General features: G+C 65.4%; 24 protein-coding genes. 14 read left to right on the forward strand and 10 right to left on the reverse strand.

Annotation, left to right across the window (positions count from 1 at the left end):
- The first annotated feature begins 5 nt into the window (after nt 1-5).
- Nucleotides 6-665, forward strand: a complete 660-nt coding sequence (locus tag P6U28_RS08770; RefSeq protein WP_174221588.1) for a flavin reductase family protein — start codon at nt 6-8, stop codon at nt 663-665.
- On the opposite strand, the gene P6U28_RS08775 is transcribed toward P6U28_RS08770, so the two are convergent.
- Nucleotides 662-1324, reverse strand: coding sequence for an aspartate/glutamate racemase family protein (locus P6U28_RS08775; RefSeq protein WP_407123050.1), 663 nt, complete (start codon nt 1322-1324; stop codon nt 662-664). The two genes, P6U28_RS08770 and P6U28_RS08775, sit on opposite strands and share 4 nt — an antisense overlap.
- Nucleotides 1325-1380: 56 nt before the next feature.
- Here P6U28_RS08775 and hydA point away from each other — a divergent pair, with 56 nt between their 5' ends.
- The 13 genes from hydA to P6U28_RS08840 all read left to right on the forward strand — a co-directional run bounded on the left by hydA (nt 1381) and on the right by P6U28_RS08840 (nt 16947).
- On the forward strand, nt 1381-2850 hold the full coding sequence (gene hydA / locus P6U28_RS08780; RefSeq protein ID WP_122403973.1) for a dihydropyrimidinase: 1470 nt from the start codon (nt 1381-1383) through the stop codon (nt 2848-2850).
- A gap of 16 nt (nt 2851-2866) precedes the next feature.
- The gene (locus P6U28_RS08785) at nt 2867-3841 is read left to right on the forward strand and encodes an NAD-dependent epimerase/dehydratase family protein (RefSeq protein WP_407122068.1); all 975 of its coding nucleotides are present in this window, start codon (nt 2867-2869) and stop codon (nt 3839-3841) included.
- 1 nt (nt 3842) lies between these two features.
- Complete coding sequence (locus P6U28_RS08790; RefSeq protein ID WP_122403971.1) at nt 3843-4592, forward strand: SDR family oxidoreductase; 750 nt, start codon at nt 3843-3845, stop codon at nt 4590-4592.
- Nucleotides 4589-6025 carry an NAD(P)-binding domain-containing protein gene (locus P6U28_RS08795; RefSeq protein WP_122403970.1) on the forward strand — a complete coding sequence of 479 codons (1437 nt, stop codon included), beginning with the start codon at nt 4589-4591 and terminating at the stop codon, nt 6023-6025. Before P6U28_RS08790 ends, P6U28_RS08795 begins: the two co-directional genes overlap by 4 nt.
- 118 nt (nt 6026-6143) lie before the next feature.
- Entirely contained in the window at nt 6144-7763 is a 1620-nt protein-coding gene (locus tag P6U28_RS08800) for an ABC transporter substrate-binding protein (RefSeq protein ID WP_122403969.1), read from the forward strand.
- A 31-nt stretch (nt 7764-7794) separates the two neighbouring features.
- Nucleotides 7795-8826 (forward strand): ABC transporter permease, encoded by a 1032-nt coding sequence (locus P6U28_RS08805; RefSeq protein ID WP_407122069.1) that lies wholly within the window; start codon nt 7795-7797, stop codon nt 8824-8826.
- Complete coding sequence (locus P6U28_RS08810) at nt 8823-9671, forward strand: ABC transporter permease (RefSeq protein WP_122403967.1); 849 nt, start codon at nt 8823-8825, stop codon at nt 9669-9671. Before P6U28_RS08805 ends, P6U28_RS08810 begins: the two co-directional genes overlap by 4 nt.
- Nucleotides 9668-11338: an ABC transporter ATP-binding protein gene (nikE, locus tag P6U28_RS08815; RefSeq protein WP_122403966.1), complete on the forward strand. Its 1671-nt coding sequence runs from the start codon at nt 9668-9670 to the stop codon at nt 11336-11338. The genes P6U28_RS08810 and nikE overlap by 4 nt, the downstream gene beginning before the upstream one ends.
- A gap of 141 nt (nt 11339-11479) precedes the next feature.
- A complete protein-coding gene (locus P6U28_RS08820) occupies nt 11480-13084 on the forward strand; it encodes an ABC transporter substrate-binding protein (RefSeq protein WP_122403965.1) in 1605 nt (534 codons plus the stop codon).
- 17 nt (nt 13085-13101) lie between these two features.
- Nucleotides 13102-14043 (forward strand): ABC transporter permease, encoded by a 942-nt coding sequence (locus P6U28_RS08825; protein ID WP_122403964.1) that lies wholly within the window; start codon nt 13102-13104, stop codon nt 14041-14043.
- Nucleotides 14040-14963: an ABC transporter permease gene (locus tag P6U28_RS08830; protein ID WP_122403963.1), complete on the forward strand. Its 924-nt coding sequence runs from the start codon at nt 14040-14042 to the stop codon at nt 14961-14963. The genes P6U28_RS08825 and P6U28_RS08830 overlap by 4 nt, the downstream gene beginning before the upstream one ends.
- A gap of 20 nt (nt 14964-14983) precedes the next feature.
- Nucleotides 14984-15973, forward strand: coding sequence for an ABC transporter ATP-binding protein (locus P6U28_RS08835; protein WP_122403962.1), 990 nt, complete (start codon nt 14984-14986; stop codon nt 15971-15973).
- Entirely contained in the window at nt 15970-16947 is a 978-nt protein-coding gene (locus tag P6U28_RS08840; RefSeq protein ID WP_122403961.1) for an ABC transporter ATP-binding protein, read from the forward strand. Before P6U28_RS08835 ends, P6U28_RS08840 begins: the two co-directional genes overlap by 4 nt.
- Before the next feature lie 3 nt (nt 16948-16950).
- Here the strand turns inward: P6U28_RS08840 and P6U28_RS08845 are convergent, their stop codons facing one another.
- The 9 genes from P6U28_RS08845 to P6U28_RS08885 all read right to left on the reverse strand — a co-directional run bounded on the left by P6U28_RS08845 (nt 16951) and on the right by P6U28_RS08885 (nt 26412).
- On the reverse strand, nt 16951-17238 hold the full coding sequence (locus P6U28_RS08845) for a YciI family protein (RefSeq protein ID WP_122403960.1): 288 nt from the start codon (nt 17236-17238) through the stop codon (nt 16951-16953).
- Nucleotides 17239-17309: 71 nt separating this feature from the next.
- Nucleotides 17310-18284, reverse strand: a complete 975-nt coding sequence (locus P6U28_RS08850) for a sugar ABC transporter substrate-binding protein (protein ID WP_164937002.1) — start codon at nt 18282-18284, stop codon at nt 17310-17312.
- A 42-nt stretch (nt 18285-18326) separates the two neighbouring features.
- A complete protein-coding gene (locus P6U28_RS08855; protein WP_122403958.1) occupies nt 18327-19304 on the reverse strand; it encodes an ABC transporter permease in 978 nt (325 codons plus the stop codon).
- Nucleotides 19301-20251 carry an ABC transporter permease gene (locus P6U28_RS08860; RefSeq protein ID WP_122403957.1) on the reverse strand — a complete coding sequence of 317 codons (951 nt, stop codon included), beginning with the start codon at nt 20249-20251 and terminating at the stop codon, nt 19301-19303. The genes P6U28_RS08855 and P6U28_RS08860 overlap by 4 nt, the downstream gene beginning before the upstream one ends.
- Nucleotides 20244-21767 (reverse strand): sugar ABC transporter ATP-binding protein, encoded by a 1524-nt coding sequence (locus P6U28_RS08865; protein ID WP_122403956.1) that lies wholly within the window; start codon nt 21765-21767, stop codon nt 20244-20246. The genes P6U28_RS08860 and P6U28_RS08865 overlap by 8 nt, the downstream gene beginning before the upstream one ends.
- A complete protein-coding gene (locus tag P6U28_RS08870) occupies nt 21764-23158 on the reverse strand; it encodes an FAD-linked oxidase C-terminal domain-containing protein (RefSeq protein ID WP_122403955.1) in 1395 nt (464 codons plus the stop codon). The genes P6U28_RS08865 and P6U28_RS08870 overlap by 4 nt, the downstream gene beginning before the upstream one ends.
- A gap of 56 nt (nt 23159-23214) precedes the next feature.
- Nucleotides 23215-24099: an intradiol ring-cleavage dioxygenase gene (locus P6U28_RS08875; protein ID WP_122403954.1), complete on the reverse strand. Its 885-nt coding sequence runs from the start codon at nt 24097-24099 to the stop codon at nt 23215-23217.
- A 15-nt stretch (nt 24100-24114) separates the two neighbouring features.
- The gene (locus P6U28_RS08880) at nt 24115-25017 is read right to left on the reverse strand and encodes an NAD(P)-dependent oxidoreductase (protein WP_122403953.1); all 903 of its coding nucleotides are present in this window, start codon (nt 25015-25017) and stop codon (nt 24115-24117) included.
- 21 nt (nt 25018-25038) lie between these two features.
- Nucleotides 25039-26412 carry an amidohydrolase family protein gene (locus P6U28_RS08885; RefSeq protein WP_209296287.1) on the reverse strand — a complete coding sequence of 458 codons (1374 nt, stop codon included), beginning with the start codon at nt 26410-26412 and terminating at the stop codon, nt 25039-25041.
- Nucleotides 26413-26416 lie beyond the last annotated feature (4 nt).

Genomic DNA, 26416 nt, shown 5'->3' on the forward strand with positions numbered 1-26416 from the left:
GGCCGATGGTGGACAAGGGCATCCCGCTGCGTGAACTCGATCCGCGCGATCGCTACAAGCTGCTTTGCGGCGTGGTCGTGCCGCGGCCGATCGCGCTGGTCACGACGCTGGACGAGAATGGTGCGGTCAACGCCGCGCCGTTCAGCTTCTTCAACGTGTTCTCGGAGAATCCAGCGCTGATCGTGCTCGGGCTCCAGCACAAGCCGGATCGCTCGCCGAAGGACACGACCCGCAACATCCATCGCGACGGCGAGTTCGTGGTGCACATGGTCGATGAGGCGCTGTCGGTGGCGATGAACGACTGCGCCGTCGATTTTCCCTCCGGCGACAGCGAGGTCGCCGCGACCGGGCTTGCGACGCTTCCCTCGATCGATGTGAAGGTGCCGCGCCTCGCCGCCGCGCCCTTCGCGCTGGAATGCCGGCGCCACGTCGTGCTGAACTTCTCTCCGGATCGTGAGCTCCTGGTCGGCGAGGTGCTCAGGGTGCACGCGCGTGAGGGGCTCGTCGACACCGCCAACATGTATGTCGATCTCGACGCCTACCGGCCGATCGGCCGCATGTTCGGCAATCTCTACACCACGCAGCGGGATACGTTTGCTTTGACGCGCGAGAGCCATGCGCAATGGCTCGCGCGCCAAGTTGCCAAAGAGCTGAAGGACGCCTAGTGGGCCGAGAACTGCACCGTACCCAGCGCCATGGTGACGGCCGCCTGTGTCGGGTCGATCACGGGAATGCGCAACGCGTCTTCGAGCAGGCGGCGGTGGCGCGCCATGCCGGCGCAGCCCATCACGATGGCGCGGGCGCCGTCCTCGTCGCGCAGCGCGCGACCGACCTCGATCATCTTGGCCAGCGTGCCTTCACCGGAGGCCGTTTCCGCAACGCTCATGTTCAGCGGCCGCTCGCCGGCAAGGCGCTCGGTCAGTCCCATCTGCCTGAGATAGCGCATGTGCCGCGCGATCGAACGCTGCGCAATTGCGATGACGCCGAAGGTCTCGGCGCGGGAAAGCGCCGTCAGCACGCCGCACTCGGCGATGCCGAACACGGGGCGGTCGGTGCCTTCGCGGCAGACCTGAAGCCCGGGATCGCTGTAGCAGGCGATGACGAAGGCGGCCGAGCCGTTGTCGCTTTCGACGAGCTTTCGCAGCGGCATCGCAACGCTGTCGACGTCCGTCTGGCTTTCGATGCCGAAGGGACCCTCGGCCAGCGTCTGGCAGACCAGCTCCGGCCCGCCTTCGAAATCGAGCGGCTTCAGCGCATCCTCCAGCCCTCGCGTGACCGCAGGATTGGAATTCGGATTGATGACGAGAATGCGCGGACGGGACATCATGGTCTTCCTGCGAAATTGCAATTGCGTGCCTTGAGTCTATCACGGAGTGCCTCATGACTGAACCCGCTTACGACCTGATCATCCGCGGCGGCCGTGTCGCGACCACGACCGACGTCTTCGAGGCCGACGTCGCCATATCAGGCGAAACCATCGCCGCCGTCGGCCGCGGGCTTCCGGCGGCCAAGCGCGAGATCGACGCACGCGGCAAGCTGGTGTTGCCCGGCGGCGTCGACAGCCACGCCCATATCGAGCAGTTGTCGGCCGCCGGCATCATGAACGCCGACACTTTTGAGAGCGCGACGGTCTCGGCCGCGTTCGGCGGCACCACCACGGTGATCCCGTTCGCCGCCCAGCATGTCGGGATGAAGCTGCCACGGGTGGTGGAGGATTATCACGCGCTGGCGAAGAAGGGTGCGGTGATCGACTACGCCTTTCACATGATCATCGCGGATGCGACCAGGGAGACGGTGGAGGAGCACATCCCGTCGCTGGTGAAGCAGGGCCATGCGTCGATCAAGATCTTCATGACCTACGACCGGCTCAAGGTCGATGACGAGCCTTTGCTCGACATCCTGCTCGCCGCGCGCGAGTCCGGCGCGATGCTGTGTGCGCATGCCGAGAATCACGGCATCATCGCCTGGATGGTGAAGCGGCTGCTTGCGCGCGGCTACACCATGCCGAAATATCACGCCGTCAGCCACGCGCGCGTGTCGGAGGCGGAAGCGTTCACGCGCCTGATCGGCATGGCCGCGCTGATCGACCAGCCGATCATGATCTTCCATGTCTCGACCGCCGAAGGCGCCAAGGTGATCCGCGACTCGCGCGGGCAGGGGCTCAAGGTGTTCGCCGAGACCTGCCCGCAATATCTGTTCCTCACCGCCCACGATCTCGACAAGCCCGGCGCCGAAGGCGCCAAATGGATGTGCAGCCCGCCGCCGCGCACGCATGCCGACCAGGAGGCGCTGTGGCAGGCGCTCTCGCTCGGCGATCTCCAGACCATCTCCTCCGATCACGCGCCGTATCGTTACGATGAGACCGGCAAGCTGCGCGCCGGCCCCAATCCCAATTTCAAGCAGGTCGCCAACGGCCTGCCGGGGCTTGAGCTGCGGCTGCCGCTGTTGTTCGACGCGATGGTGTCGAAGGGACGGCTCGGCCTGGAAAAATTCGTCGAGCTGACCGCGACCGCGCCGGCAAAAATCTACAATCTGCATCCGCGCAAGGGCTCGATCGCGGTCGGGGCCGATGCCGATATCGCGATCTGGGATCCAAACCGCGAGGTCACGATTGCCGACGAGATGATGCACGATCTCGCCGGCTACACGCCGTTCTCGGGTCGCAAGCTGAAGGGCTGGCCGGTATCGGTGCTCTCGCGCGGCCGCGTGATCATCGACGGCAACAAGTGTCTCGCGAGCGCCGGCGGCGGAAAATTCCTGGCGCGCAGCGGCGGCGAGGCGGCAAAGCCGACCGGCCGGCTCGTCGCCGACATGGATCCGGAACGGAATTTCGGAGCAAAACTGCTGTGACGGTGGATCGCTCGCGATGAAGATCGTCATCTTCGGCGGCACCGGGTTTGTCGGCCTCAATCTTGCCGAGGTGCTGCTTGCGCGCGGACACGAGGTGACGCTGCATGATCGTTCGCCGCTGCCACCGGCTGCGCAGCGATCGCTGGCCGACTACCGCGAGCGGCTCAAGGTTGTTCAGGGCGACATCACCGACGCGCAAGGCATCGACGCCCTCATGGCACAGGGCTGCGACGCGATCGTGCTGGGCGCCGCGGTCACCGCCGGCGATGACCTCGAACGGGCATCGCCCGCGCGCGTTCTCGAAATCAACGTGATGGCGCAGATTCCCATTCTGCTTGCGGCGATCCGCCATGGTGTTCGCCGCGTCATCAATCTCTCGTCGGCGTCGGCCTACGGGGCAGCAGGTCAACGTCACCGGATATTGGACGAGGAAACGCCCTGCGATCCCGTCTCGTTCTACGCCATCAGCAAATTCACCTCCGAGCGCTCCGTAGCGCGCCATGCCGAGCTCTTTGGCGGTGATTTCCTGAGCGTGCGCTTGAGTGCCGTGTTCGGTCCTTGGGAGCGGCCCGGCTCGGTGCGAGATACGCCGAGCCTCCAGTTCCAAATCCTCGGTGCGTTCGCCCGCGGCGAACCGGCGCTCTTGCCAGCTCCTGGAATCAAAGATTGGACCTATGCGCCGGACGTCGCCGAGGCGGTGGCACTGCTGATCGAGGCCGAGCGGCCGCGCGATCGGCTTTACAATATCTCCAGCGGCGTGGCGTGGTCGGCGCTGCAATGGGGCGAGGCGTTTGCGGCCCTGCATCCCGGGCTGGAGTGCCGGCTCGTGTCTCCCGGAGAGAAGACCGTCATCAAGCTTCATGGCGGGGATCGCGCGCCGCTGTCGGTCAGGCGGATGGCCGACGAATTCGGCTGGCGCGCGCGGTTCGGCTGCGCCGAATCCGCTGCCGCGATGAGCGCCTGGTGGGTGCAGCACAAGGAGGGGATTTGACATGCGGCTGCAGGGGCGCACGGCGATCATCACGGGAGCGGGCTCGGGGATCGGCCGCGCCAGCGCAAAACTGTTCGCGGAGGAAGGCGCGCGCCTTGCTCTGGTCGATCGTGATGCTGCAGGGCTTCAAGACACGCTGAAGCTGCTGAGCGAGGCAACGACGCATGTCGGCGACGTCGGCGATGCCGCGTTCGCCGAGGCGGTTGTCGGCGATGTCGTCGCGCGGCACGGTCGGCTCGACATCCTGATGACCGCTGCGGGGTTCTCCTGCGGCGGCACGGTGCTGACCACGAGTCCGGAAGACTGGGACGCGGTGTTCCGCGCCAATGTCGGCGGCACCTGGCTGTGGGCGCGGGCCGCGGTGCCGCAGATGCAGCGGCAGAACAGCGGCTCGATCATCACGCTGGCCTCGCAGCTTGCGATCGCCGGCGGAAAGGGCAACAGCGCCTATATCGCCGCCAAGGGCGCCATCGTCAGCCTGACGCGGACGATGGCGGTGGATTTTGCAACGGACGGCATTCGCGTCAACGCGATTGCGCCGGGCGCGATCGACACGCCGATGCTTCGCCGCAGCTTCGCCCGTCACGCCAATCCAGAGGAGGTGCGTGAGGCCTCGCGCAACCGCCACGCCATGAAGCGGTTCGGCCGGGCCGAAGAGGTCGCGCAGGCCGCGTTGCATCTCGCCAGCGATGCCTCTTCGTTCACGACGGGCACCGTGATGGTGGTCGACGGAGGCTGGCTCGCGGCATGAGTGAGGCGCTCACCCAGCTCGAAACTGATATTCGCGTCGATCTGGCGCGGATCGCCCATCCCGGCGCCGCGTGGCTCGAAGCGAAAACGGGACCCGACGGCAAGCCGGCGCTGGATGTGCTCATCGTCGGCGCAGGCCAGTCGGGCATCGCCATCGGTTTCGGCCTGCTGCGCTCCCGCGTCAGCAACATCCTGCTGATCGACAAGGCCGAGGAAGGGAAGGAGGGCCCGTGGCTCACCTATGCCCGCATGCCGACGCTGCGCAGCCCAAAGGACTACACTGGTCCGGACCTCGATATCCCCAGCCTGACCTACCAGTCCTGGCATGAGGCCCGATTCGGCAAGGAGAGCTGGCAGGCACTCGACCTGATCCCGCGCGCCCATTGGGCGGCGTATCTGCTCTGGCTGCGGCGCACGATCGCCTTGCCGGTACGCAACGGTTGCGAGCTCCTTGAGATTGCGCCTGCGTCTGACGGCCTGCTCGCCGCGCGCGTGAAACGGGCAGGAGAGGTCGAGACGCTCTACGCCCGCAAGATCGTCCTGGCGACGGGGCAGGAGGGCATGGGCGGCTGGATGATTCCGGAGCAGCTCGCGCATCTGCCGGCGAGTTCGGTCGCGACCGTCGCCGACGACATCGATTTCGAAAGCCTGCGCGGCAAGCGCGTCGCCGTGATCGGCGCCGGCGCCTCTGCCTTCGACAATGCGGCAACGGCGCTGGAAGCCGGTGCCGCCGAAGTGCACCTGCTCTGCCGGCGTGCGCAGATCCAGGTGATCCAGCCCTATCGTTGGCTGACCTTCCGCGGCTTCCTGCGCCATCTCAGCGATCTCGACGATACCTGGCGCTGGCGCTTCATGCGCAAGATCCTCGAGATGCGCGAGGGATTTCCGCAACCAACCTATGACCGCTGCGCGCGGCACGCCAATTTTACGTTGCACGAGGGCGCGCCGGTCGAGGCGGCGCGCAAGACCGGCGAGGCCATCGAATTGGAGACGCCACGCGGCGCCATCACCGCCGATTTCGTCATCTGCGGCACCGGCATCGACATGAACTTTGCCGGCCGCGGCGAGCTCGCCAAGTGCGCCGGTAACATCGCGACCTGGGCCGACCGCTACCAGCCGCCCGAGGACGAGCGCAACGAACGCCTCGGCCGCTTTCCCTATCTTGCCGATGATTACGCCTTCACCGAGCTCGTGCCGGGAAAGACACCGTGGATCTCCGACATCCATCTCTTCGCCATTGCCTCCACCATGAGCTTCGGTCCGTCGGGATCCTCCATCAATGCGATGACGACCGCCGTTCCAAAGCTGGTCCACGGCCTGACGCGCGGCCTGTTCCGCGCCGATATCGCCCGCCATTGGGCCTCGCTCAGCGCCTATGACGCGCCGCAGGCCGTGGTCAAGCGGCCGGCGCGAAAAATGGGGGGATCGCTGTGACCATCTATGCGCCGCCGCGACGATTCGTCCGCAAAACGCCCGATGAGACTGGCGCGCAACTTGCTTCTCTCTTAACCTGCCTTGCTGGCGTTCTCGTTCGAAATTCAGGGAAAAACCGATGCGTTTTGTGTCTTTCAGGCCGGCGACCTCAGTGCTCGCTATCACCGCACTGTTGCTCATCGTCACCGCGCCGTCGCAAGCGCAAACCAGGGCAGAGACATTGCGCTACGTGACCGGCGCGTCCGTCAACACGCTCGATCCCAACATCCCCGGCTCGACCCGCGAGTCCTTCGCATTGAGCATGAGCACCTATGACCGTCTGGTCGCGTTCGGCCGCAAGCAGCTCAATGGCAAATGGGTGTTCGATCTCGACACGATCACGGGCGAGCTCGCCGAATCCTACGAGGTCAGCCCCGACGGCCTGAAGCTCACCTTCCGCCTGCGCAAGGACGCAAAATTCCAGGACGGCTCGCCCGTCACGGCCGAGGACGTGAAATGGTCGCTCGATCGCTGCGTCACCGCGCCGATCCTCGGCAAGGCGCAATTGCTGACGGGATCGCTGACATCGGCCGATCAGTTCAAGGTGATTGATCCCCTCACCATCGAGGTGACGCTGCCCAAGCCCGACAAGCTCGCGCTGCCCAATCTCGCCACCGTCTACCCGATGATCATCAACTCGAAAGTGGCAAAGGAGCACGCGACGGCTGACGATCCGTGGGCAACAGCCTGGCTGAAGGAGCACACCGCCGGCAGCGGCGCCTATGTGGTCGAGAGCTTCAAGCCCGGCGAGCAGGTGATCGTCAAGCGCAACGAGGACTGGAACCGCGGCTCGGCCAACAAGCCGGCCTTCTTCAAGCGCATCATCGTGCAATCGGTGCCGGAGCCCGCGACCCGCGCCAACCTCGTCGAGCGCGGCGATGCCGATCTCGTGCTCGATCTGCAGGCCAGCGACGTGCAGTCGCTGGAAGCCAAGGGCAAGCTGAAGGTGGTCTCGACGCCGCAATACAATGCGATCACCTTTGTCTCGATGAACAACCAGATCCCGCCCTTCGACAACGTCAATGTCCGCCGCGCCATCGCTTACGCGCTGCCCTATGACGACATGTTCAAGGCCGCCCTGTTCGGCCGCGGTTCGCCGCTGTTCGGCGCAACCTGGGCGGACGGCAAGCCGGCGAACGGAATCTATCCGTTCCAGCAGCCGGTGAAGCTCGACCTCGACAAGGCCAGGGAATATCTGAAGGCCGCAGGTCTCCCCGAGGGCTTCTCGACCACCTTCAGCTTCAACGTCGGCCAGGCCTCGACCGCCGAGCCGATGGCGGCTCTCGTGAAGGAATCGCTCGGCAAGATCGGGATCAAGGTCGACATCCAGAAGCTGCCGGACGCGCAGATGTCGACGCAGATCAACGAGAAGAAGCTTCCCTTCTACACGGAGGGCATCGTCGCCTGGCTGCCGTCGACCGATTACTTCTACCGCAACTTCTACACCGGCAATCAGCGCTGGAACTACTCTTCGATCAACAACCCGGAACTTGCGGCGATCGCGCAGGAAGCGCGCTTCGAGCCTGATAAGGCCAAGTATGAGGAAGCCGGCCGCAAGCTCAACGCGATGCACTTTGATCTGATGCCGCAGATCATGTTGTGGCAGCCAAACCAGGACGCCGTCATGGCGCCGTCGATCGAAGGCTACACCTACGAGTTCCATCGCCAGGTCGACTATCGCGACGTCAGCCGCAAGTGATATCGGAAAGCGAAGGAGGCTCTGAAGAGCGATGACCGGTCTTGGCGCAACGCTCGTGCGGGCGGGCAGGCGGCTTCTGTCGTCGCTGCCGGCGCTGTTCGGCGTGCTGGTCTTCACCTTCCTGCTGATGCGCGTCCTGCCCGGAGATCCCGCGGTGTTCTTCGCCTCGGGGCCCAATGCCGGCAAGGAGGAGATCGAGCTGATCCGCAAGCAGATGGGCCTCGACAGGTCGGTGCCGGAGCAGCTCGTGTTCTATGTCTCCGACATCAGCCACGGCAATCTCGGCCGCTCCATGATGACCGGCCAGCCGGTGCTGAAGGACCTGCGCGAGCGGCTGCCGGCTTCGCTGGAGCTCACCTTCACCGCGCTCCTGATCGCGCTGATTGCGGCGGTGCCGCTCGGCGTCATCGCGGCGCTACGGCCGGGGTCGGTCATCGATCACGGCGTGCGGCTGTTCTGCGCGCTCGGTGTCTGCGTGCCGACCTTCGTCTCGGGCCTGCTACTGATCTACGTATTCTATTATCTGCTCGGGCTTGCGCCTGATCCGACCGGGCGGATCGACGTCTTCACCTCGCTGCCGCCGCAGCGCACCGGCTTTCTTTCGATCGATTTCCTGCTCGCCGGCGATCTCGAGGGCTGGTGGACGGCCTGCAGGCAATTGATGCTGCCGGCGGTGAGCATGGCGCTGTTCGTGATCGCCCCGCTGGCGCGGATCACGCGGGCCTCGATGCTGGTCTCGCTCGGCAGCGATTTCGTGCGCACTGCGCGCTCGGTCGGGTTATCCTGGCGCAAGGTGGTCGTGACCTACGCGCTGCGCAATGCGATCCTGCCGGTCATCACCATCGCCGGCATCGTGTTCTCGACGATGCTGGGCGCCAACGTCCTGGTGGAGAAGGTGTTCTCTTGGCCGGGCGTTGCCTCCTATGCGCTCGATGCGCTGCTGTCCTCCGACTATGCACCGGTGCAGGGCTTCGTGCTGCTGATGGCCAGCCTGTTCGTGTTGGTCAATCTCGTGGTCGATATCTGCTACGGTATCGCCGATCCCAGGGTGTCGATCGAATGACCAGCGCCACACTTCGCCATTCGGTCTGGATCCTGCGCGGCAATCCGCTCACGGCGGTGGCTGCGGCCGGGGTGACGCTGTTCGTCCTGGTCGCGATCTTCGGACCGTGGATCGTGCCTTACGATCCGGTGGCCTCGAATGTCTCGGAGGCACTGCTGCCGCCGAGTGCGGCGCACATTGCCGGCACCGACCAGCTCGGCCGCGACGTGTTCAGCCGTCTCGTCATCGCCGCGCGGCTCGACCTTGCCATCGCAGTCTCCGCGGTCGGAATCTCCTTTGTCATCGGCGCCGTCGTCGGCGCGTTCTGCGGCTATGCGGGCGGCCGCCTCGATCGCACCGTCGGCCGTTTCGTCGATGTGATGATGGCGTTTCCACTGTTCGTGCTGGCGATGGCGATGGTCGCAGCCCTCGGCAACCGGATCGAAAACATCGTAATCGCGACCGCGATCATCAATCTTCCATTCTACATCCGCTTCGCGCGGGCCGAGGTCAACGTCCGCCGCAATGTCGGCTGGGTCGAGGCCGCGCGCGCCTGCGGCGAGAGTCACTTCTCCGTGGTGCTGCGCTTCCTGCTGCCGAACATCCTGCCGGCGATGGCGGTGCAGATCTCGCTCAATCTGGGCTGGGCCATTCTCAATGCGGCCGGCCTGTCCTTCATCGGCCTCGGCGTCAAGCCGCCGACGCCGGAATGGGGCATCATGGTCGCCGAAGGGGCGCGCTTCATCTCGACCGGACGGTGGTGGCTGGTGGCCTTTCCGGGCCTTGCGCTGATGCTGGCGGTGCTGTGCTTCAACCTCCTCGGCGACGGGATGCGGGACATCCTCGATCCCCGGATGCGCACATGAGCCAGGACCTCCTCAGGATCGACGATCTCCACGTCGCGTTCTCGACGCGGCGCGGCATGGTCGAGGCCGTGCGCGGCGTGACGCTCACGGTGAAGGCCGGTGAGATGCTCGGACTCGTCGGCGAGAGCGGCTCGGGCAAGTCGGTCACGGGCTTTGCGACGACACGGCTGCTCGATGCCGCGGGCCGCGTCACCGCCGGCAAGATCCTGTTTCGTGGGCAGGACGTCACGAAGCTCAGGGGCGATGATCTCCGACAGCTGCAGGGCGCCGCGATGTCGATGATCTTCCAGAACCCGCGAGCGGCGCTCAATCCGATCCGAGCGATCGGCCTGCAGATCGCGGACGCGATCCTTACGCACAAGCGTATCTCGAAACCGGCCGCGCGCGCCGAGGCGCTGGAGTTGTTGCGCGCCGTCCAGATCCGCGATCCCGAGCAGCGGATGAACGCCTATCCACACGAGCTCTCCGGCGGCATGTGCCAGCGCGTCATGATCGCGATTGCGATCTCCTGCAATCCCGCACTGTTGATCGCCGACGAGCCGACCACCGGGCTCGACGTCACCACGCAGAAGGTGGTGATGGATCTCTTGGCAGATATCGCGGCCGCGCGCGGCATGGCGACGATCCTGATCACGCACGACCTCGGGCTCGCAGCGCGCTATTGCCGCCGCATCGCCGTGATGGAGCGTGGCCGCATCGTCGAGGAGGCGAGCCCGAGCACTCTCTTCAGCGCGCCACGGCACGCCTATACGAGACGCCTGGTTGCGGCGTCGCCGACGGCGACGTCACGGATCGAAGACCTCGTGACGGAAGAGGAGAGGGAGCGTTACACGGCCGTTCTCGGCAAGCCGCGGCCGACGCTCGCGCACGGCACGCCGCCGCTTCTGGAAGTACGGAAGCTCGCAAAGCGCTTCGACCAGGGCTCAGCAGCAGTCGCCGACTTCTCGATGACGATGGCCAGCGGCGAAAGTGTCGGTCTCGTCGGCGAGTCCGGCTCCGGCAAGAGCACGACTTCGCGGATGATCTGCCGCCTGATCGATCCGAGCGAAGGCGACATCGTGTTCGACGGTCAGTCGATCGGGCACGTAGCGTCGCGTGATTTTCACCGCTCGCCATTGCGCAAAAACATTCAGATGGTGTTCCAGGACCCGAACGAGAGCCTCAACCCGCGCTTCACCGCCTTCGACTGCATTGCCCACCCCTTGATGCGACTCGACGGCATGCGCGCTGGCGAAGCGCTGCGCCAACGCGTGGAAGAGTGCGCGCAGCGCGTGGGATTGCCGCTGGATCTGTTGCCGCGGTTTCCGCATCAGCTCTCCGGCGGCCAGAAAGCCCGCGTCGGCATCGCCCGCGCCATTGCCTGCCGGCCGCGGCTCCTGGTGCTGGACGAGCCGACCGCCGCGCTCGACGTCTCCGTGCAGGCGGTGGTGCTGCAACTGCTCGACCGCCTCAGGCGCGAGAACGACATCGCGCTGCTGTTCGTGAGCCATGATCTCAACGTCGTGCGCATGCTGTGCGATCGCACCATCGTGCTGCGCAATGGCGGCATCGTGGAGCAGGGCGAGAGCCGGGCTCTGTTCGAAAATCCGAAGACCGACTACACGCGCAAATTGGTCGAGGCGATCCCCCACATCGAGGCCGGGCCGGCGCTGGTGGCCGTCCTCTGAGCCCGTATCGGCCGGAACGGCGATGAGATCCCGCTGGCGAAGGCGGATTTAGTGGCATAGCATTTGCTTGCAAATGGGCTCGGTTTCACTTGCCCCATTGCCAATGAACAGCTGGCATCACGGCACTACTGGGAGGACTTGATGGATCGCAGGACCGTATTGAAGGGACTGGCCGGCGCGGGCGGTCTGGCGTTGACGGGCGGCCTGTCGGCCCCGGCGATCGCCCAGGGTGCGGCGGCACGCACCCTGCGTTTCGTGCCGCAGGCCAATCTCGCCAATTTCGATCCGATCTGGGGCACGCAGTATGTCGTGCGCAATGCGGCCGCGATGGTCTGGGACACTCTTTACGGCATTGATTCCTCGCTGCAGCCGCAACGGCAGATGGTCGAATCCGAGGAAGTGACCGACGATGGCACGACCTGGACGTTCAAACTGCGGCCGGCGCTCAAGTTCCATGACGGCGAGCCGGTGCTGAGCAAGGACGTCGTTGCAAGCCTGACGCGCTGGTCGGCGCGCGATCCCATGGGACTGATGATCAAGGCGCTGCAGCAGGAGCTCACGGCGGTCGACGACCGCACCTTCAAGTGGGTGCTCAAGCAGCCCTTCCCGAAGATGCTGTACGCGCTGGCCAAGAACAATTCGCCGTGCTGCTTCATCATGCCGGAGCGCATCGCGCAGACCGATCCGTTCAAGCAGATCACGGATTATGTCGGCTCCGGGCCGATGAAGTTCGCCAAGGGCGAATGGGTGCCCGGCGCGAAGGCCGTGTTCGAGAAATTTGCCGATTATCAGCCGCGGCAAGAGAAAGCATCGTGGCTCGCGGGCGGCAAGCAGATGCTGCTCGACCGCATCGAATGGATCGTGATGCCGGATCCGGCCACGGCAGCCGCTGCCTTGCAGAACGGCGAGGTCGATTGGTGGGAAAATCCGATTGCGGACCTCGTTCCAGTTCTGAAGAAGAACAAGAACATCAGCGTCGACATCGGCGATCCCCTCGGCAATATCGGCTCGTTCCGCATGAACCATCTGTTTCCGCCGTTCAACGACGTGCGGGCGCGGCGCGCGGTGCTGATGGCGCTCAGCCAGGAAGACTACATGCGCGCGATCGTCGGCGACGACACCGCGCTGTGGAAGCCGCTGCCCGGCTTCTTCACGCCGAATACGCCGCTCTACAGCGAAGTCGGTGGCGAGATCCTGAAGGGCAAGCGCGACTTCGATGCGGCCAAGAAGCTGCTCGCCGAGAGCGGCTATTCCGGCCAGCCCGTGACGTGCCTCGTGGCGCAGGACCAGCCGATCACCAAGGCGCAGGGCGACGTCACCGCGGACCTCTTGAAGAAGCTCGGCATGAACGTCGACTTCGTCGCGACCGATTGGGGCACGGTCGGCTCCCGCCGTGCGCAGAAGACGCCGCCGGGGCAGGGCGGTTGGAACATGTTCCACACCTGGCACGCGGGCGCGGACTGCATCAATCCGGCTCCCTACACCGCCATTCGCGCCAACGGCGACAAGGCCTGGTTCGGCTGGCCCAACAGCCCCGGCACCGAGAAGGAGGTCACGTCCTGGTTCGAGGCCAAGAACCTCGACGAGGAGAAGGCCGCCATCGGCCGCCTCAACAAGGCGGCGCTCGATGACGTCGTCTACGTGCCGACGGGCTTCTTCCTGAGCTACACCGCCTGGCGCAAGAACGTCTCCGGCATCACCAAGGGGCCGCTGCCGTTCTTCTGGGGCGTGACGAAGTCCGCATGATCGCGCGCTGAGGCCAGATGCTCTCCTACATCCTCCGTCGCATCGTCGCGACCTTGCCAGTGATGGCGATCGTCGCGCTGTTCGTGTTCAGCCTGCTCTACATCGCACCGGGTGATCCGGCCGTGGTGATCGCGGGTGACCAGGCGAGCCCGGAGGATGTGGAGCGCATCCGCCAGAGCCTCGGTCTCGATCGTCCGTTCCTGGTCCAGTTCGGAAGCTGGGTCTGGCGCATCCTGCATGGCGATCTCGGCACCTCGATCTTCACCAACCTGCCGGTTTCGGCGATGATCGGGCAGCGTCTCGAACCGACGCTGTCGCTGATGGTCGTCACACTGCTGCTCACGATCGTGGTGGCGGTGCCGCTCGGCGTGGTGGCGGCGTGGAAGGCCGGCAGCCTGATCGACCGCGTCATCATGGGCTTTGCCGTGTTCGGCTTCTCGCTGCCCGTGTTCGTGGTCGGCTACATGCTCGCCTACATCTTCGCGCTCGAGCTCGAATGGCTCCCGGTGCAAGGCTATACGCCGCTTGCGCAAGGCTTCTGGCCGTGGCTGGAAAACCTGATCCTGCCGGCGATCGCGCTCGGCTGCGTCTACATCGCGCTGGTCGCGCGCATCACGCGGGCAGCCATGCTCGAAGTGCTGCAGCAGGACTATATCCGCACCGCCAAGGCCAAAGGGCTCGGGCAGGGCGGCATCCTGTTCATTCATGCGCTGAAGAACGCGGCGGTCCCGATCGTCACCGTGATCGGGATCGGCATCGCGCTCCTGATCGGCGGTGCGGTCGTGACCGAGAGCGTGTTCGCGATTCCCGGCCTCGGCCGCCTCACGATCGATGCGATCCTGCGCCGCGACTATCCGGTGATCCAGGGCATCGTGCTGCTGTTCAGTTTCGTTTACGTCCTCGTCAATCTGATGATCGACGTCGTCTATACGCTCGTTGACCCGAGGATCCGCTATTGACCGACACCACCGTCAATCCGCAATCGCTTCCCACCGGCCTCGTTCTCGCGCCGCAACTGCCGGAAATCCTCCGGCCGGTCAAGATCCGGCGCGGCTTCGTCGGCCTCTTGCGCGGCCATCCCACCGTTGCGATCGGCGGCGTGTTGTTGCTCGCACTGGTTTTGATCGCCGTCTTCGCCCCTCATCTCGGGACGGTCGACCCGACCGCGCTTGCGCCCGCAAAGCGCACACGGGCGCCGTCGGCCGATTTCTGGTTCGGCACCGACGTGCTCGGCCGCGACATCTATTCGCGGGTGCTGTTTGGCGCGCGGGTCTCGCTCACCGTCGGCCTGTCGGTCGCGATCTTCGCGTCCGCGGCGGGTCTTGCCATCGGCATGGTCTCCGGCTTCATCCGTTGGGCCGACGGCATCCTGATGCGCTTCATGGACGGCTTGATGTCCATTCCGCCGATCCTGCTCGCGATCGCGCTGATGGCGCTGACGCGCGGCAGCGTCGGCAACGTCATCCTCGCCATCACCATCGCCGAAATCCCGCGCGTCTCGCGCCTCGTGCGCAGTGTCGTGCTGTCGCTGCGCGAGCAGCCCTATGTGGACGCGGCGGTCGCCTGCGGCACGCGCACGCCCATGATCATCTTGCGTCACATCCTGCCGAACACGGTTGCGCCGATGCTGGTGCAGGCGACCTATATCTGCGCCAGCGCCATGATCACGGAGGCGATCCTGTCCTTCATCGGCGCCGGCACGCCGCCAACCATTCCGTCCTGGGGCAACATCATGGCCGAGGGCCGCGCGCTGTGGCAGGTCAAGCCCTATATCGTGTTCTTCCCGGCGGCCTTCCTGTCCGTCACCGTTCTCGCCGTGAACCTGCTCGGCGACGGCCTTCGCGATGCGCTCGATCCGCGCTTGGCCAAGCGTCTTTAGATGTCTCGGGGCTGATCGCGATGGCGCTGCTTGAAGTCGAGAACCTCCAGACCCACTTCCGCACTCCCAGCGGCATCAACCGGGCGGTGGACGGGGTGTCCTTCCACGTCAACGAGGGCGAGACGCTGGCCATCGTCGGTGAATCCGGCTGCGGCAAATCGGTGACGTCGATGTCCCTGATGCGGCTGATCCCGGAGCCGCCGGGCAGGATCGCCGGCAGCATCCGCTTTGCCGGCAAGGATCTCCTGAAGCTGTCGGACCGCGAGATGCGCGCAATCCGCGGCAACGACATCTCGATGATCTTCCAGGAGCCGATGACCAGCCTCAATCCGGTGCTGACCGTCGGCCGCCAGATCCGCGAGACCTTGATGATCCATCAGGGCCTGGACAAGCAGGCCGCCGAGGCGCACGCGGTCGAGATGCTGACGCTGGTCGGTATTCCCGAGCCGAAACGGCGCGTCGGCGAATATCCGCACCAGCTCTCCGGCGGCATGCGCCAGCGCGTGATGATCGCGGTTGCGCTCGCCTGCAATCCGAAGCTTCTCATAGCGGACGAGCCGACCACCGCGCTCGACGTGACCATCCAGGCGCAGATCCTGAAGCTGATGCTGGACTTGAAGCGCCGGGTCGGCGCCGCCATCATCCTGATCACCCACGATCTCGGCGTCGTCGCCGAAATCGCCGAACGTGTCATGGTGATGTATGCCGGTCGCAAGGTCGAGGAGGCGCCGGTCGCCGAGCTGTTCCGCTCACCGCGTCATCCCTATACGCAAGGCCTGCTCGGCGCGGTGCCGAAGCTCGGCTCATCGCTTGCCGGGACCGCAACGCGGCTCGCCGAGATCCCAGGGCAGGTGCCTGACCTCCGCAAGCCCATTATCGGCTGCGTCTTTGCCGGCCGCTGTGCGCTTGCGACCGACCTCTGCCGGCAATATGCGCCGGGGCTCGAAGAGAAGGGCCCGCGCCACATCGCCGCCTGCCATTACGCCGCCAAGGGAGCGATCGCGGCATGAGTCCCCCGCTGCTCCAGGTCAACGACCTCAAGAAGCACTTCCCGATCAACAAGGGCCTGTTCGGCCGCAAGTCCGAGTTCGTCTATGCGGTCGACGGCGTGTCCTTCGAGATCGCGCGCGGCGAGACCTTGTCGCTGGTCGGCGAGTCCGGGTGTGGCAAGTCGACGGTCGGCCGCGCCATTTTGCGACTGTTCGAGATCACCTCGGGCCAGGTCATTCTCGACGGCCAGCGCATCGACGACGCGCATCCGAGCACGATGCGCCAGATGCGCCGTCGCGTGCAGGTGGTGTTCCAGGACCCGTTCTCCAGCCTCAACCCGCGCATGCGCGTGCGCGACATCTTGGCCGAGCCGATCCGCAATTTCGGTCTCGCCAAGTCCAAGGAGGATCTCGAGGTCCGCGTCACCGCGCTGATGGATACCGTGCGCCTGCCGCGCGAGGCGCTGAACCGCAGGCCTCACGAATTCTCCGGCGGCCAGCGCCAGCGCATCGGGATTGCCCGTGCGCTCGCGGCCGAGCCCGAGCTGATCGTGTGTGACGAGGCAGTCTCCGCGCTCGACGTCTCAGTCAAGGCGCAGATCGTCAATCTGCTCCAGGACCTCCAGCGCGAGTTCGGCTTGGCGCTGTTGTTCATCAGCCACGACCTCGCCATCGTCGAGCACATGACGCATCGGGTCGCAGTGATGTATCTCGGCAAGATCGTGGAAGTGGCGCCGCGCCGCGAGATCTTTGCCGCGCCAAGGCATCCCTACACCAAGGCGCTGCTTTCGGCGGTGCCGCTGCCCGAGCCCGGCGCCCAGCGCAATCCGATCATCCTCAAGGGCGACGTGCCGAGCCCGATCAACCCGCCGCGCGGCTGCCGCTTTCATACCCGTTGCCCCTTCGTCTTTGACCGCTGCCGAACGGAGGAGCCGACGCTGCGTGTGGTGGGAGACGAGCAGTGGGTGGCCTGTCACCTCGAAGAGCCGCCGTAGGGCTCACCCCTGCCGGCGCAGGAAGCCCGTGATCGTGACCTTTTCCCAAATGCCGGCCGCAGCAAACGGATCGGCACGGTTGAAGGCTTCGACTTCGGCGCGGCCCGGTGCCTCGATCAGGAACAGGCTGCCGATCATCGTCTGGCCATCGTCGGAGACCAGCGGTCCCGACATGACGATCTTGACGTCGAAGCGCGAGGTGTCGCTCAGGAAAGCCTTGTGGGCATCGTAATTGGCAAGCCGGGTCGGCAGCGCGCCGGTGCGGTCGACGGCGTGAATGGCAAACAGCATGATGTCTCCGTTTCTTGTTTCAATTCTTGGGACGGCCGCAGGAGCGGCCGTCCGGACTCGTGGTGTTCGGATTATTTCGCGCTGAGCTTGCCGGCGTCCTCGAACGTCGGGCAGGTCCGCTGCTCCAACGGCACGTCGAAGGGCTGGTAATTATCCTTGGTGATGACGGTCGGCTTCAGCACGATCTCGCTGATGATAGGCTGATTGCGCAAGGAGCGGATCGCCATCATGGTGCCGAGGCAGCCTTGCGCAAAGCCGTTGTAGTCGCCGCTCGCCAGCAGCTTGCCGGACTTGATCGCGTCGATCGCCTCCTTGGTGCCGTTGATGCCGATCACCAGCGCCTTGCGGTTGGCGCCGTCGAGCGCCTCGATCGCGCCGATCGCCATGGCGTCGTTGGCCGCGAGCACGCCGTCGATCTGCGAATTCGACTGCATCAGGTTCTCCATCACCTGAAGCGCCTGAAGCCGTTGATAGTTACCGGGCTGTGAAGCCAGCAGCTTGGCGCTGGGCGCTTCCTTCAGCGCGTCGTTGAAGCCGCGCACGCGATCGACATTGGTCAGCGAGCCCTTGACGCCCTCGATGATGACGATGTTGCCCTTGCCGCCGAGGGTCTTGAGCAGGAAGCGCGCGGTCTCCAGCCCGAGGCTGTAATCGTCGGCGCCGACGAAGGAGAGGAACTTGCCGCCGGCGGAGCGGTCGGTGATGTTGACGACCGGGATCTTGGCCTCGTTGATCTTCTCGACACCGGGCACCATCGCCTTGTAATCGACAGGCGTGAAGACGATCGCGCTCGGCTTTTTGACGACCACGTCCTCGATCTGGCTGAGCTGCTCGGGAATCGAGTCCGGCTTGGTCGGGATGTATTGCAGCGTCTTCGCGTTCAGCGATTTCGCCATGTTGTCGGCGCCGACCCGCACCGTCTGGAAGAACGGGTTGGTCTGGTTCTTGGTGAAGACGGCGATAGCCTCGCCGTCGGCACGCACCTCGGTGGCGAGTGCAACTGCCATCAGCAGCGGCAGCGCCAGGTAACCCAGCTTCTTTTTCATATTGCCTCCATCCCTCATTTTGCTTGTTGGATTTCTGAGTGCTCATTGCGCGCGGCGGCGGGTCTTCATGTCGAGCCAGACCGCGAGAATGACGATGATGCCTGTCACCAGCGGCTGCCAGTTGGCGCTGACCGACAAGAGGTTCATGCCGTTCAGCACCAAGGTCAGGATCAGCGCGCCAATGAAGGTGCCGAACACGGTGCCGACGCCGCCGAACAGCGAGGTGCCGCCGATCAGCACGGCCGCGATTGCCGGCAGCGTCAGGCTCTCGCCGATGTCGGCTTCGGCCGAATTGAGCCGTGACAGGAAGATGATCGAGGCGAGCCCCGCCATGGTGCCCGAGACCGCGTAGACCAGCAGCAGGCGCCGCGCGACCGGGATGCCGGAGAGCCGCGCCGCGACCGGATTGGCGCCGATCGCGTAGATCTCCTGGCCCCAGATCGTGCGCTGCGCGAACAGCGTGCCGATCCCGAGAAACACCAGCAGCAGATAGACCGGGATCGGCAGGCCGAACAGATAGCCGCTGCCGATCTGGCGGAATCCGGCCGGGAAGCCATGCAGCGTCTCGCCCGCCATGTACCAATAGGTGAGGCCGTTCAGCACCCAGAGCATGCCATAGGTGGCGATGAAGGAGGGGATGCGCAGCGCCGTGACCATGATGCCGTTGAGCAGGCCGACGATGCCGCCGCACGCGAGCCCGGTGAGGATGCCGAGCGCCGGCGACCCCGTCTTGTGGATGATGGTGCCGGCGATGCAGGCCGACAGCGCGACGTTGGCGCCGACGGAGAGATCAAGACCCGCGGTCAGCACCACCAGCGTCAGGCCGGAGGCGATGAAGAAGGTCAGGCTCGCCTGCCTCAGCACGTTGAGGATGTTGCCGAGGCTGAGGAAGGAGTCGCTGAGCACGGCCAGCACGGCGCAGATCAGGAGCGCGGCGAGCAGGCGATAGAACAGCTGGACTGCGTCCTGCGAGAGGAAGGAGCGGGGCGGCACGATGGCACCCTTGGTGATGTCGGTCATGCCCGGCTCCTGAGGCCGTCGAGGAACAGCGCGAGGATGACGAGCACGCCGACGCTTGCGACCTGCACCGAGGACGGCAGTGAGATCAGGTTCAGCCCGTTCCGCAAGACGCCCACCGCGATCACGCCCAGCACGGTGCCGAGGAGCCAACCATTGCCGCGCTCGAAAGACGTGCCGCCGACGGCGACGGCGGCGATGGCGTCGAATTCGAGGCCAAGGCCGGCGGTAGGGTGGCCGGAGTTCATCCGTGCGGTCATCAACAGACCGGCGATGCCGGCCATGGCTCCGCCGATCGCGTAGACCGCGATCAGCAGCCTGTTCGGCGACAGGCCGGCGTAGCGCAGCGCCTCGCGATTGCCGCCGAGCGCGAAGATGTAGGTGCCGAAGCGGGTGTGATAGAGCAGGCCGTGAAAGGCGGCGTACGTCACCAATGCCATCACGACCGGCACGGGAATGCCGAGAAGCGTCGCCGAATAGATGTCGCGGACGCTGTGGGGAATGCCGACCACGCTCTGCCCATCGCTGACGATCAGGGACAGGCCCTGAGCCATGCCGAGCGTGCCGAGCGTCGCGACGAAGGGCGGGATGCCAATGATCGCGACCAGCCAGCCATTGGCGACGCCGAACGTTGCGCCGACAAGGAGGCCGGCCCCTAGGCCCAGCAGCATCGACTTGGTCGCGAGCGACACGATCGCGACGCAGAGAGAGGTCAGCGTCAGCACCGCGCCCATCGACAGGTCCAGCCCCTCGGTCATGATGATCAACGTCATCGGCAGCGCGAGCATGGTCAGGATGGTGGACTGCACCAGCACGTTGGAGAGGTTGGCGACCGACAGGAAGCCGGGCGCGATCACGCTGAACAGTGCGATCAGCAGCACCAGCACGATGGCAACGCCGGGAATGCGCTGCAGCGGATTGGGTTGCGAAATGACCGCGGCTTCACGCATGATGCATCCCCAGTCGCACGATGTTCTCCTCCGTGAGTTCGCTGCGTGTCAGGTGCCCGGCAATGCGCCCCTCGCGCATCACATAGGCGCGGTCGCAGACATGGCAGATCTCGATCTGTTCGGACGAGATCATCAGGGCCGCCGCGCCGTCGGCGACGAGGCGATCGATCAGCGCAAAAATCTCGGACTTGGCGCCGATGTCGATGCCGCGCGTCGGCTCGTCGAAGATGAAGAGTTTTGAGCCTGCCGCGAGCCATTTGCCGATCACGACCTTCTGCTGGTTGCCGCCGGAGAGCAGGCCGACGGTCTGGCGCGCGCTCGGGGTTGCAATGCGCAGCTGCCGGATCAGGCCATCGGCGGTGCGCTGGGCCGAGCGCTGGTCGAACAACCCGCTCGGAAAAAGCTTCTCCAGCGCCGAGACCACCAGATTATCGCTCACCGATCGCAGCAGCGCGAGGCCTTCGCTCTTGCGGCTCTCCGGGATCAGCGCGATGCCGCGGCGGGCGGCGAGGTCCGGCTCCCCCGAGATAGTTTTGCCGTCGAAGATGATCTCGCCCGACGTCACGGGATCGGCGCCAAAGATGGCGCGCGCGACCTCGCTGCGGCCCGAGCCGACCAGGCCGCACAGGCCGACGATCTCGCCCCGGCGCACCTCGATGTCGATGCCGGAGATCCCGGTCGGCGCAGTCAGGCCCTTGACCTCCAGCAGCACCTCGCCCGGCTTGTCGGCGAAATTCCGCGGGTAGGTCATGTCGACATTGCGGCCGACCATCATGCGGACGAGCTGGTCCGGCGTCACGTCGGCCGGTCGGACGCCGTCGATGCGGCGGCCGTCGCGCAGCACGGTGATGCGGTCGCCGAGCGCGAACACCTCGGCCATCCGGTGCGAGATGTAGACGATCGCCACCCCATCGGCTTTCAGTCGTGCGATCAGAGCGAACAAGAGCTCGGTCTCGCGGTCGGACAGCGCCGCGGTGGGCTCGTCCATCACGAGGATGCGGGCGTTTTGGCTGATCGCCTTCGCGATCTCGACCATCTGCTGCTGCGCCACTCCCAGCTTATCGACGGTGGTGGATGGATCGATGTCGAAACCGATCGTGTCGAGCACGCGCCTTGCGTCGGCCAATATCCTGTGGCGGTCGATGGTGCCGGGGATGCGGCCCTTCGGTTCGCGGCCGAGGAAGATGTTCTGGGCGATGTCGAGATAGGGGACCAGCGAGAATTCCTGGAAGATCACGGCAATGCCGAGCTTCTGCGCATCGGCCGTGGAACTGATCGCGACCCTCTCACCCTTGTGGTAGAATTCGCCAGCGTCGGCACGGTAGGCGCCGCACAGCACCTTCATCAGGCTCGATTTTCCGGCGCCGTTCTCGCCCAGCAGCATATGGACTTCGCCGGGATAGATGGCAAAGGACACGTCGTCCAGCGCCTTGACGCCGGGAAACTCCTTGCTGATGCCGCGCAGCTCCAGCAGCGGCGTGGGCAAGGTGACCTCGATCGGAAGCGCGTCGCTCATGCTTTGGCTCCGCTCGCAAAGATCTTTCCGGGGTTCATCAAGCCATTCGGGTCGAGTGCCGTCTTGATGGATCGCATCACATCGACGGCCTCGCCGAGTTCGTCGGCGAGATAGTCGATCTTGCCGAGCCCGATGCCGTGCTCGCCGGTGCAGGTGCCGTCCATGGCGATGGCGCGGGCGACCATGCGGGCCTGCAGCGCCTTGGCGCCTTCGGTCTCCTCCGGCTTGTTGGGATCGATCAGGATCAGCATGTGGAAATTGCCGTCGCCGACATGGCCGACGATCGGCGCGGTGAAGCCGTGCGCGTCCGCATCGCGCCGCGTCTCGGTCAGGCATTCCGCGAGACGCGAAATCGGCACGCAGACGTCGGTGATCACCGCGCGAGCGCCGGGGCGGAGGCCGAGGCCGGCATAGAGCGTGTTGTCGCGGGCGTGCCAGAGCCGGCTGCGGTCTTCCTGAGCCTTGGCCCAGGCAAAGCCGTGGCCGCCATGGTCGGCGGCGATCGCCTGAGCGGCCTCGGCCTGTTCGGCTGCGGAGCTCTCGGAGCCATGGAATTCGAAGAAGAGGGTCGGCGCCTCGCGATGGCCGAGCTTGGCGTAGGCGTTGATGCCGCGCATCATGACGTCGTCGAGTAGTTCGACGCGCGCCACGGGGATCGCGGACTGGATCACGGAGATCGCGGTGTCCACGGCATCGTGAAGGGTGTCGAAGCTGCAGACCGCGGCCGAGATCGCCTGCGGCACCGGGTGCACCTTCAACGTGATCTCGGTGATCACACCGAGCGTGCCTTCAGCGCCGACGAACATCCGCGTCAGATCATAACCGGCGGCGGACTTGCGGGCGCGCTTGGCGGTGCGGATGATACGGCCGTCGGCCAGCACCACCTCCAGCGCCATGACATTGTCCTTCATGGTGCCGTAGCGCACCGCCATGGTTCCGGAGGCGCGGGTGGACGACATGCCGCCGATCGACGCGTCGGCGCCGGGGTCGATCGGGAAGAACAGGCCGGTGTTGCGCAGCTCCGCATTGAGCTGCTTGCGGGTGATGCCGGGTTGCACCACCACATCCATGTCGCTGTCGTGGACGGCCAGCACCCTGTTCATGCGCGCGAAGTCGAAACAGACGCCGCCCGCGGCTGCCGCGGCATTGCCTTCGAGCGAGGTACCGGCGCCGAACGGAACGATCGGCATGCCCGCGTCGGCGCACAGTTTGACGATCTTAGCGACTTCCTGCGTCGTCTCGGGATAGACGACGATGTCGGGCGGCAAATTGCGATAATGCGACTCGCTCTGCCCATGCTGATCGAGCACGCCGCGCGCGACGCTCGCGCGCGGACCGATCATGCCGGTGAGGCGCTCGGCAAATATGCTCGTGCTGACCCGCGGTCCCATCCTTGCTCCTCGTCTTCCCGATCGCGGACTCTTGCCGGTCCGCGTTGTCGTTCGGCTTAGGCGGCTCTTGCGTTGCTCGCAACCTGCTTCAAGCCGAAATCATAGTTGAGGTGAAAATACGCGCGTTCGATCATGCGACCATCCGGCGCACGGCCGGCGGGATGACGGACGAAATCCCGGATCAGGCTGTCCTTCACGCCGAACACGACGTCGCTGTCGAGATATTGGTCGCCGGCGACGAACACGTGCGTCACGAGCTGTTCGAAGCCGGGTGCCGAGATCATGAAGTGCACATGTGCGGGACGCCAGGGATGGCGTCCCTGCGCCTCCAGCATCTCGCCGACCGGGCCGTCATGCGGAATGGGATAGGCGGCGGGCTTGATCGACCAGAAATGGAAGCGTCCATTGGCATCGGTGTGGAAGCGGGCACGCATCGCGAGATCGCCGATGGCGTCGAGCTGCTGCACGTCATAATAGCCGTCATCGTCGGAGTGCCAGACGTCGACGATGGCGCCCGCGAGCGGCTTGCCGTCAACGGTCGAGACCGAGCCGGTGACCAGCATAGGGTCGCCTTCCATCGGGCCGGAGATATCTGCGCCGCTATCCTTCTCCGGCGCGGCCTGGACGAAGAAGGGGCCGAGCACCGTGGTTTCGGTCGCGCCTTCCGGCACCGGGTGGTTGATGGCATCGACCAGCATGGAGACGCCGAGCGTGTCGGACAGCAGGATGAACTCCTGGCGCTTGTCATCGCACATGTGCCCGGTGCGGGTCAGGAAGTCGATGCCGTACTCCCATTCCTTCTGGGTCGGCCGCACCTCGCGGACGAAGGCATGGAGATGGCGCACCAGCGCCTCGCTGACCTCCTTGATCCGTGGGTCGGTTGCGCCCGCGATCCGCTCCAGCACGGCGTCCGTGATGGTGGTCTCGTTGAAATTACGCATATGTGCCTCCGTTGATCACAGCTTCGGCTCGCCGAGGCCGGACAACCGTTCGAGATGCTTGACGGTCGCGATGAAATCGGTGTCGCCCTCGCCCTGCGCGACCAGCGAGCCATAGGTCTCGCGCACCTGGGCGGCGAGCTGCAGCGGCACGCCGACGGCATGGCCGGCACCCAAGATGAGGTCGAGGTCCTTGGCCATCTGCCTGCAGGAGAAGGTCGACTCGAAATCGCGGGTCCGCAGCGGCGCGGTCTTGTACTTCACCATGGGCGAGGCAACCGCGCTGTCATCGAGCACTTTCAAGATGTCCTGCCAGGCGATGCCGCCCTTGCGCGCCAGCGCCAGGCTCTCCGCCATCATCGCCGCCGACACCGCGATCATCAGGTTGACCGAGAGTTTTGCGTAGCGGGCTTCCTCGGCCGGCCCGAGATAGGTCTGGGCGCGCGTGAAGGCGGCGAACAGCGGCTTTGTATTTTCGAAAGCGTCCTTCGGCCCCGAGACGAAGCAGGTCAAAGCGCCGGTATGAACGATGCTGGCGTTGCCGGAGACCGGTGCACGAAGATAGGCGATGCCGCGTGCCTGCGCGGCGGCTGCAACTTCGGTCGAGGCCTCGACACTCACGGTGCTGGTCTCGATCAAGACGGCTCCGGGTGTCATCGCGGCGATGAGGCCGGCAGGACCGAGCAGCGCGCCGCGCAAAGCGGCGTCGTCGGGCAGGGACGTGACGACTGCGGTCTTGCCGCCCACGGCCTCGGCCGGCGAAGCGGCAGTTGCAATGCCCTGCGTGCGTGCTTCGGCGATGCGCCCCGCGTTCTGATCGAATGCGGTCACGGTGTAACCGGCCTTGGCGACGAGCACCGACATCGGCAAGCCCATCTTGCCGATCCCGATGAAAGCGACGTCTTTCAGAGCATCAGTCATTGTTCTTGTCCATTGGCGCCCTCAGGCGGCGCCTCCCTGTCGTTCGATGTCCTGCACCAATCGCCGGCCGGATTGTGCCAGCAGCTCCTTCTTGGTCTCCAGCCCCTCGGCCAGCAACCGGCCATTCCGCTTCTTCCAGACACCGCCGATCATGACGGCCTCGATGTTGGCGAGGCTCGTCTGCATCACCACGGTCGCGAGGGGATCGTGCACCGGACAAAGATTGAGATCGGAGGCGTTGATGATGACGAGGTCCGCGAGCTTGCCCGGCGTCAGCGAGCCGATCTGGTGTTCGCGGCCGAGCATGCGGGCGCCTTCCGTCGTGATCCAGCACAGCGCCTCGCGCACTGCAATCGTGGTCGTTGCCGGAATGGCGCCGCTCGCCTTGCGCGACTCCGCATTGTCGAGCGCCCGCTGCATCGACAGCGCGACGCGCGCGGCGGAAAGGAGATCGCCCGCAAGCACGGATTCGAGATCGATGCCGATCGTCGGTCGCACGCCGCGGTTCAGCAGACGTCCGGTGATCGGAAAGCCATGGCCCTGGATCATCTCGTTCTCGGGCGTGACCGAGAACGACACGCCGAGGTCAATCATCCGGTCCAGCAACTCATCGGGCAGATCGTTGCCGTGAACGACATTGACGCCGGTGCCGACGAGCCCGGCCTCGATCAGCCTCTCCCAGCCGCCTTGTGTCTTGGCCGGGCCGCCGCCCTGATGCATCGACGCGATCAGCTTGAACTCCCGCGCCAGGCGGAAGTCGTGCATGGCGACGTCGAGCGTCGAATAATGCGGGCCGAGGATGGCGAGCCCGAGCGTGACGAGGCCGTCGCGGGCGGCGAGGGGGCCGGCCAGCAGCCGCTCGACCTCGCGGCGAGGATGCGGTACCTCCGAGAAGTGCGGCTCGCCCGGCTTCGGCTCCGGTTTTGGCGAGCCGTGGAAGAACGCGGCGCGGATGCCGCTCTCGATCAGGCCGCGCACCGCGGCGTCGGTATGATCAGGCGTCGGATTGTTATGGCACCAGTCGACCAGCGTGGTGACGCCGTGATTGATCTGGTTCAGCGCGCCGACCAGCGTCGCGATATGGATGTCCGCAGGCTGGAACACGGTTGCGAGGCCGGCATGCATGCGGCGGAAATATTCGAGCAGCGTCCAGTTCGCGGCAAAGCCGCGCAAGCCCGTCTGCCAGGTGTGCATATGCGCGTTGATCAGGCCGGGGATGATGATGCGCCCCGTGCCGTCGACGATCTCAGCCTCGGTGGCGCCACTGCCAAGATCGATCGACGGGCGCACGTCAGCGATACGGTTGCCTTCGACCAGCACATCGCCGCCCGAAAGATCGCCGATCGCGTCATCCATGCTGATGACAGTTGCGGATTTGATCAGCGTGCGTCGCATCGCG

It is taken from the genome of Bradyrhizobium sp. STM 3561 (genome assembly GCF_045571455.1).
GTDB lineage: Bacteria > Pseudomonadota > Alphaproteobacteria > Rhizobiales > Xanthobacteraceae > Bradyrhizobium > Bradyrhizobium vignae.

Excerpts from the sequence above, each read along its gene's own strand:
- P6U28_RS08850 (WP_164937002.1), bottom strand. The coding sequence starts at position 18,284 with ATGAAAAAGAAGCTGGGTTACCTGGCGCTGCCGCTGCTGATGGCAGTT.
- P6U28_RS08795 (WP_122403970.1), top strand. The coding sequence starts at position 4,589 with ATGAGTGAGGCGCTCACCCAGCTCGAAACTGATATTCGCGTCGATCTG.
- P6U28_RS08875 (WP_122403954.1), bottom strand. The coding sequence starts at position 24,099 with ATGCGTAATTTCAACGAGACCACCATCACGGACGCCGTGCTGGAGCGG.
- P6U28_RS08800 (WP_122403969.1), top strand. The coding sequence starts at position 6,144 with ATGCGTTTTGTGTCTTTCAGGCCGGCGACCTCAGTGCTCGCTATCACC.
- P6U28_RS08880 (WP_122403953.1), bottom strand. The coding sequence starts at position 25,017 with ATGACTGATGCTCTGAAAGACGTCGCTTTCATCGGGATCGGCAAGATG.
- P6U28_RS08840 (WP_122403961.1), top strand. The coding sequence starts at position 15,970 with ATGAGTCCCCCGCTGCTCCAGGTCAACGACCTCAAGAAGCACTTCCCG.
- P6U28_RS08785 (WP_407122068.1), top strand. The coding sequence starts at position 2,867 with ATGAAGATCGTCATCTTCGGCGGCACCGGGTTTGTCGGCCTCAATCTT.
- hydA (WP_122403973.1), top strand. The coding sequence starts at position 1,381 with ATGACTGAACCCGCTTACGACCTGATCATCCGCGGCGGCCGTGTCGCG.
- P6U28_RS08770 (WP_174221588.1), top strand. The coding sequence starts at position 6 with ATGGTGGACAAGGGCATCCCGCTGCGTGAACTCGATCCGCGCGATCGC.
- P6U28_RS08865 (WP_122403956.1), bottom strand. The coding sequence starts at position 21,767 with ATGAGCGACGCGCTTCCGATCGAGGTCACCTTGCCCACGCCGCTGCTG.
- P6U28_RS08855 (WP_122403958.1), bottom strand. The coding sequence starts at position 19,304 with ATGACCGACATCACCAAGGGTGCCATCGTGCCGCCCCGCTCCTTCCTC.
- P6U28_RS08870 (WP_122403955.1), bottom strand. The coding sequence starts at position 23,158 with ATGGGACCGCGGGTCAGCACGAGCATATTTGCCGAGCGCCTCACCGGC.
- P6U28_RS08835 (WP_122403962.1), top strand. The coding sequence starts at position 14,984 with ATGGCGCTGCTTGAAGTCGAGAACCTCCAGACCCACTTCCGCACTCCC.
- P6U28_RS08820 (WP_122403965.1), top strand. The coding sequence starts at position 11,480 with ATGGATCGCAGGACCGTATTGAAGGGACTGGCCGGCGCGGGCGGTCTG.
- P6U28_RS08805 (WP_407122069.1), top strand. The coding sequence starts at position 7,795 with ATGACCGGTCTTGGCGCAACGCTCGTGCGGGCGGGCAGGCGGCTTCTG.
- nikE (WP_122403966.1), top strand. The coding sequence starts at position 9,668 with ATGAGCCAGGACCTCCTCAGGATCGACGATCTCCACGTCGCGTTCTCG.
- P6U28_RS08825 (WP_122403964.1), top strand. The coding sequence starts at position 13,102 with ATGCTCTCCTACATCCTCCGTCGCATCGTCGCGACCTTGCCAGTGATG.
- P6U28_RS08885 (WP_209296287.1), bottom strand. The coding sequence starts at position 26,412 with ATGCGACGCACGCTGATCAAATCCGCAACTGTCATCAGCATGGATGAC.
- P6U28_RS08810 (WP_122403967.1), top strand. The coding sequence starts at position 8,823 with ATGACCAGCGCCACACTTCGCCATTCGGTCTGGATCCTGCGCGGCAAT.
- P6U28_RS08790 (WP_122403971.1), top strand. The coding sequence starts at position 3,843 with ATGCGGCTGCAGGGGCGCACGGCGATCATCACGGGAGCGGGCTCGGGG.
- P6U28_RS08845 (WP_122403960.1), bottom strand. The coding sequence starts at position 17,238 with ATGCTGTTTGCCATTCACGCCGTCGACCGCACCGGCGCGCTGCCGACC.
- P6U28_RS08860 (WP_122403957.1), bottom strand. The coding sequence starts at position 20,251 with ATGCGTGAAGCCGCGGTCATTTCGCAACCCAATCCGCTGCAGCGCATT.
- P6U28_RS08775 (WP_407123050.1), bottom strand. The coding sequence starts at position 1,324 with ATGTCCCGTCCGCGCATTCTCGTCATCAATCCGAATTCCAATCCTGCG.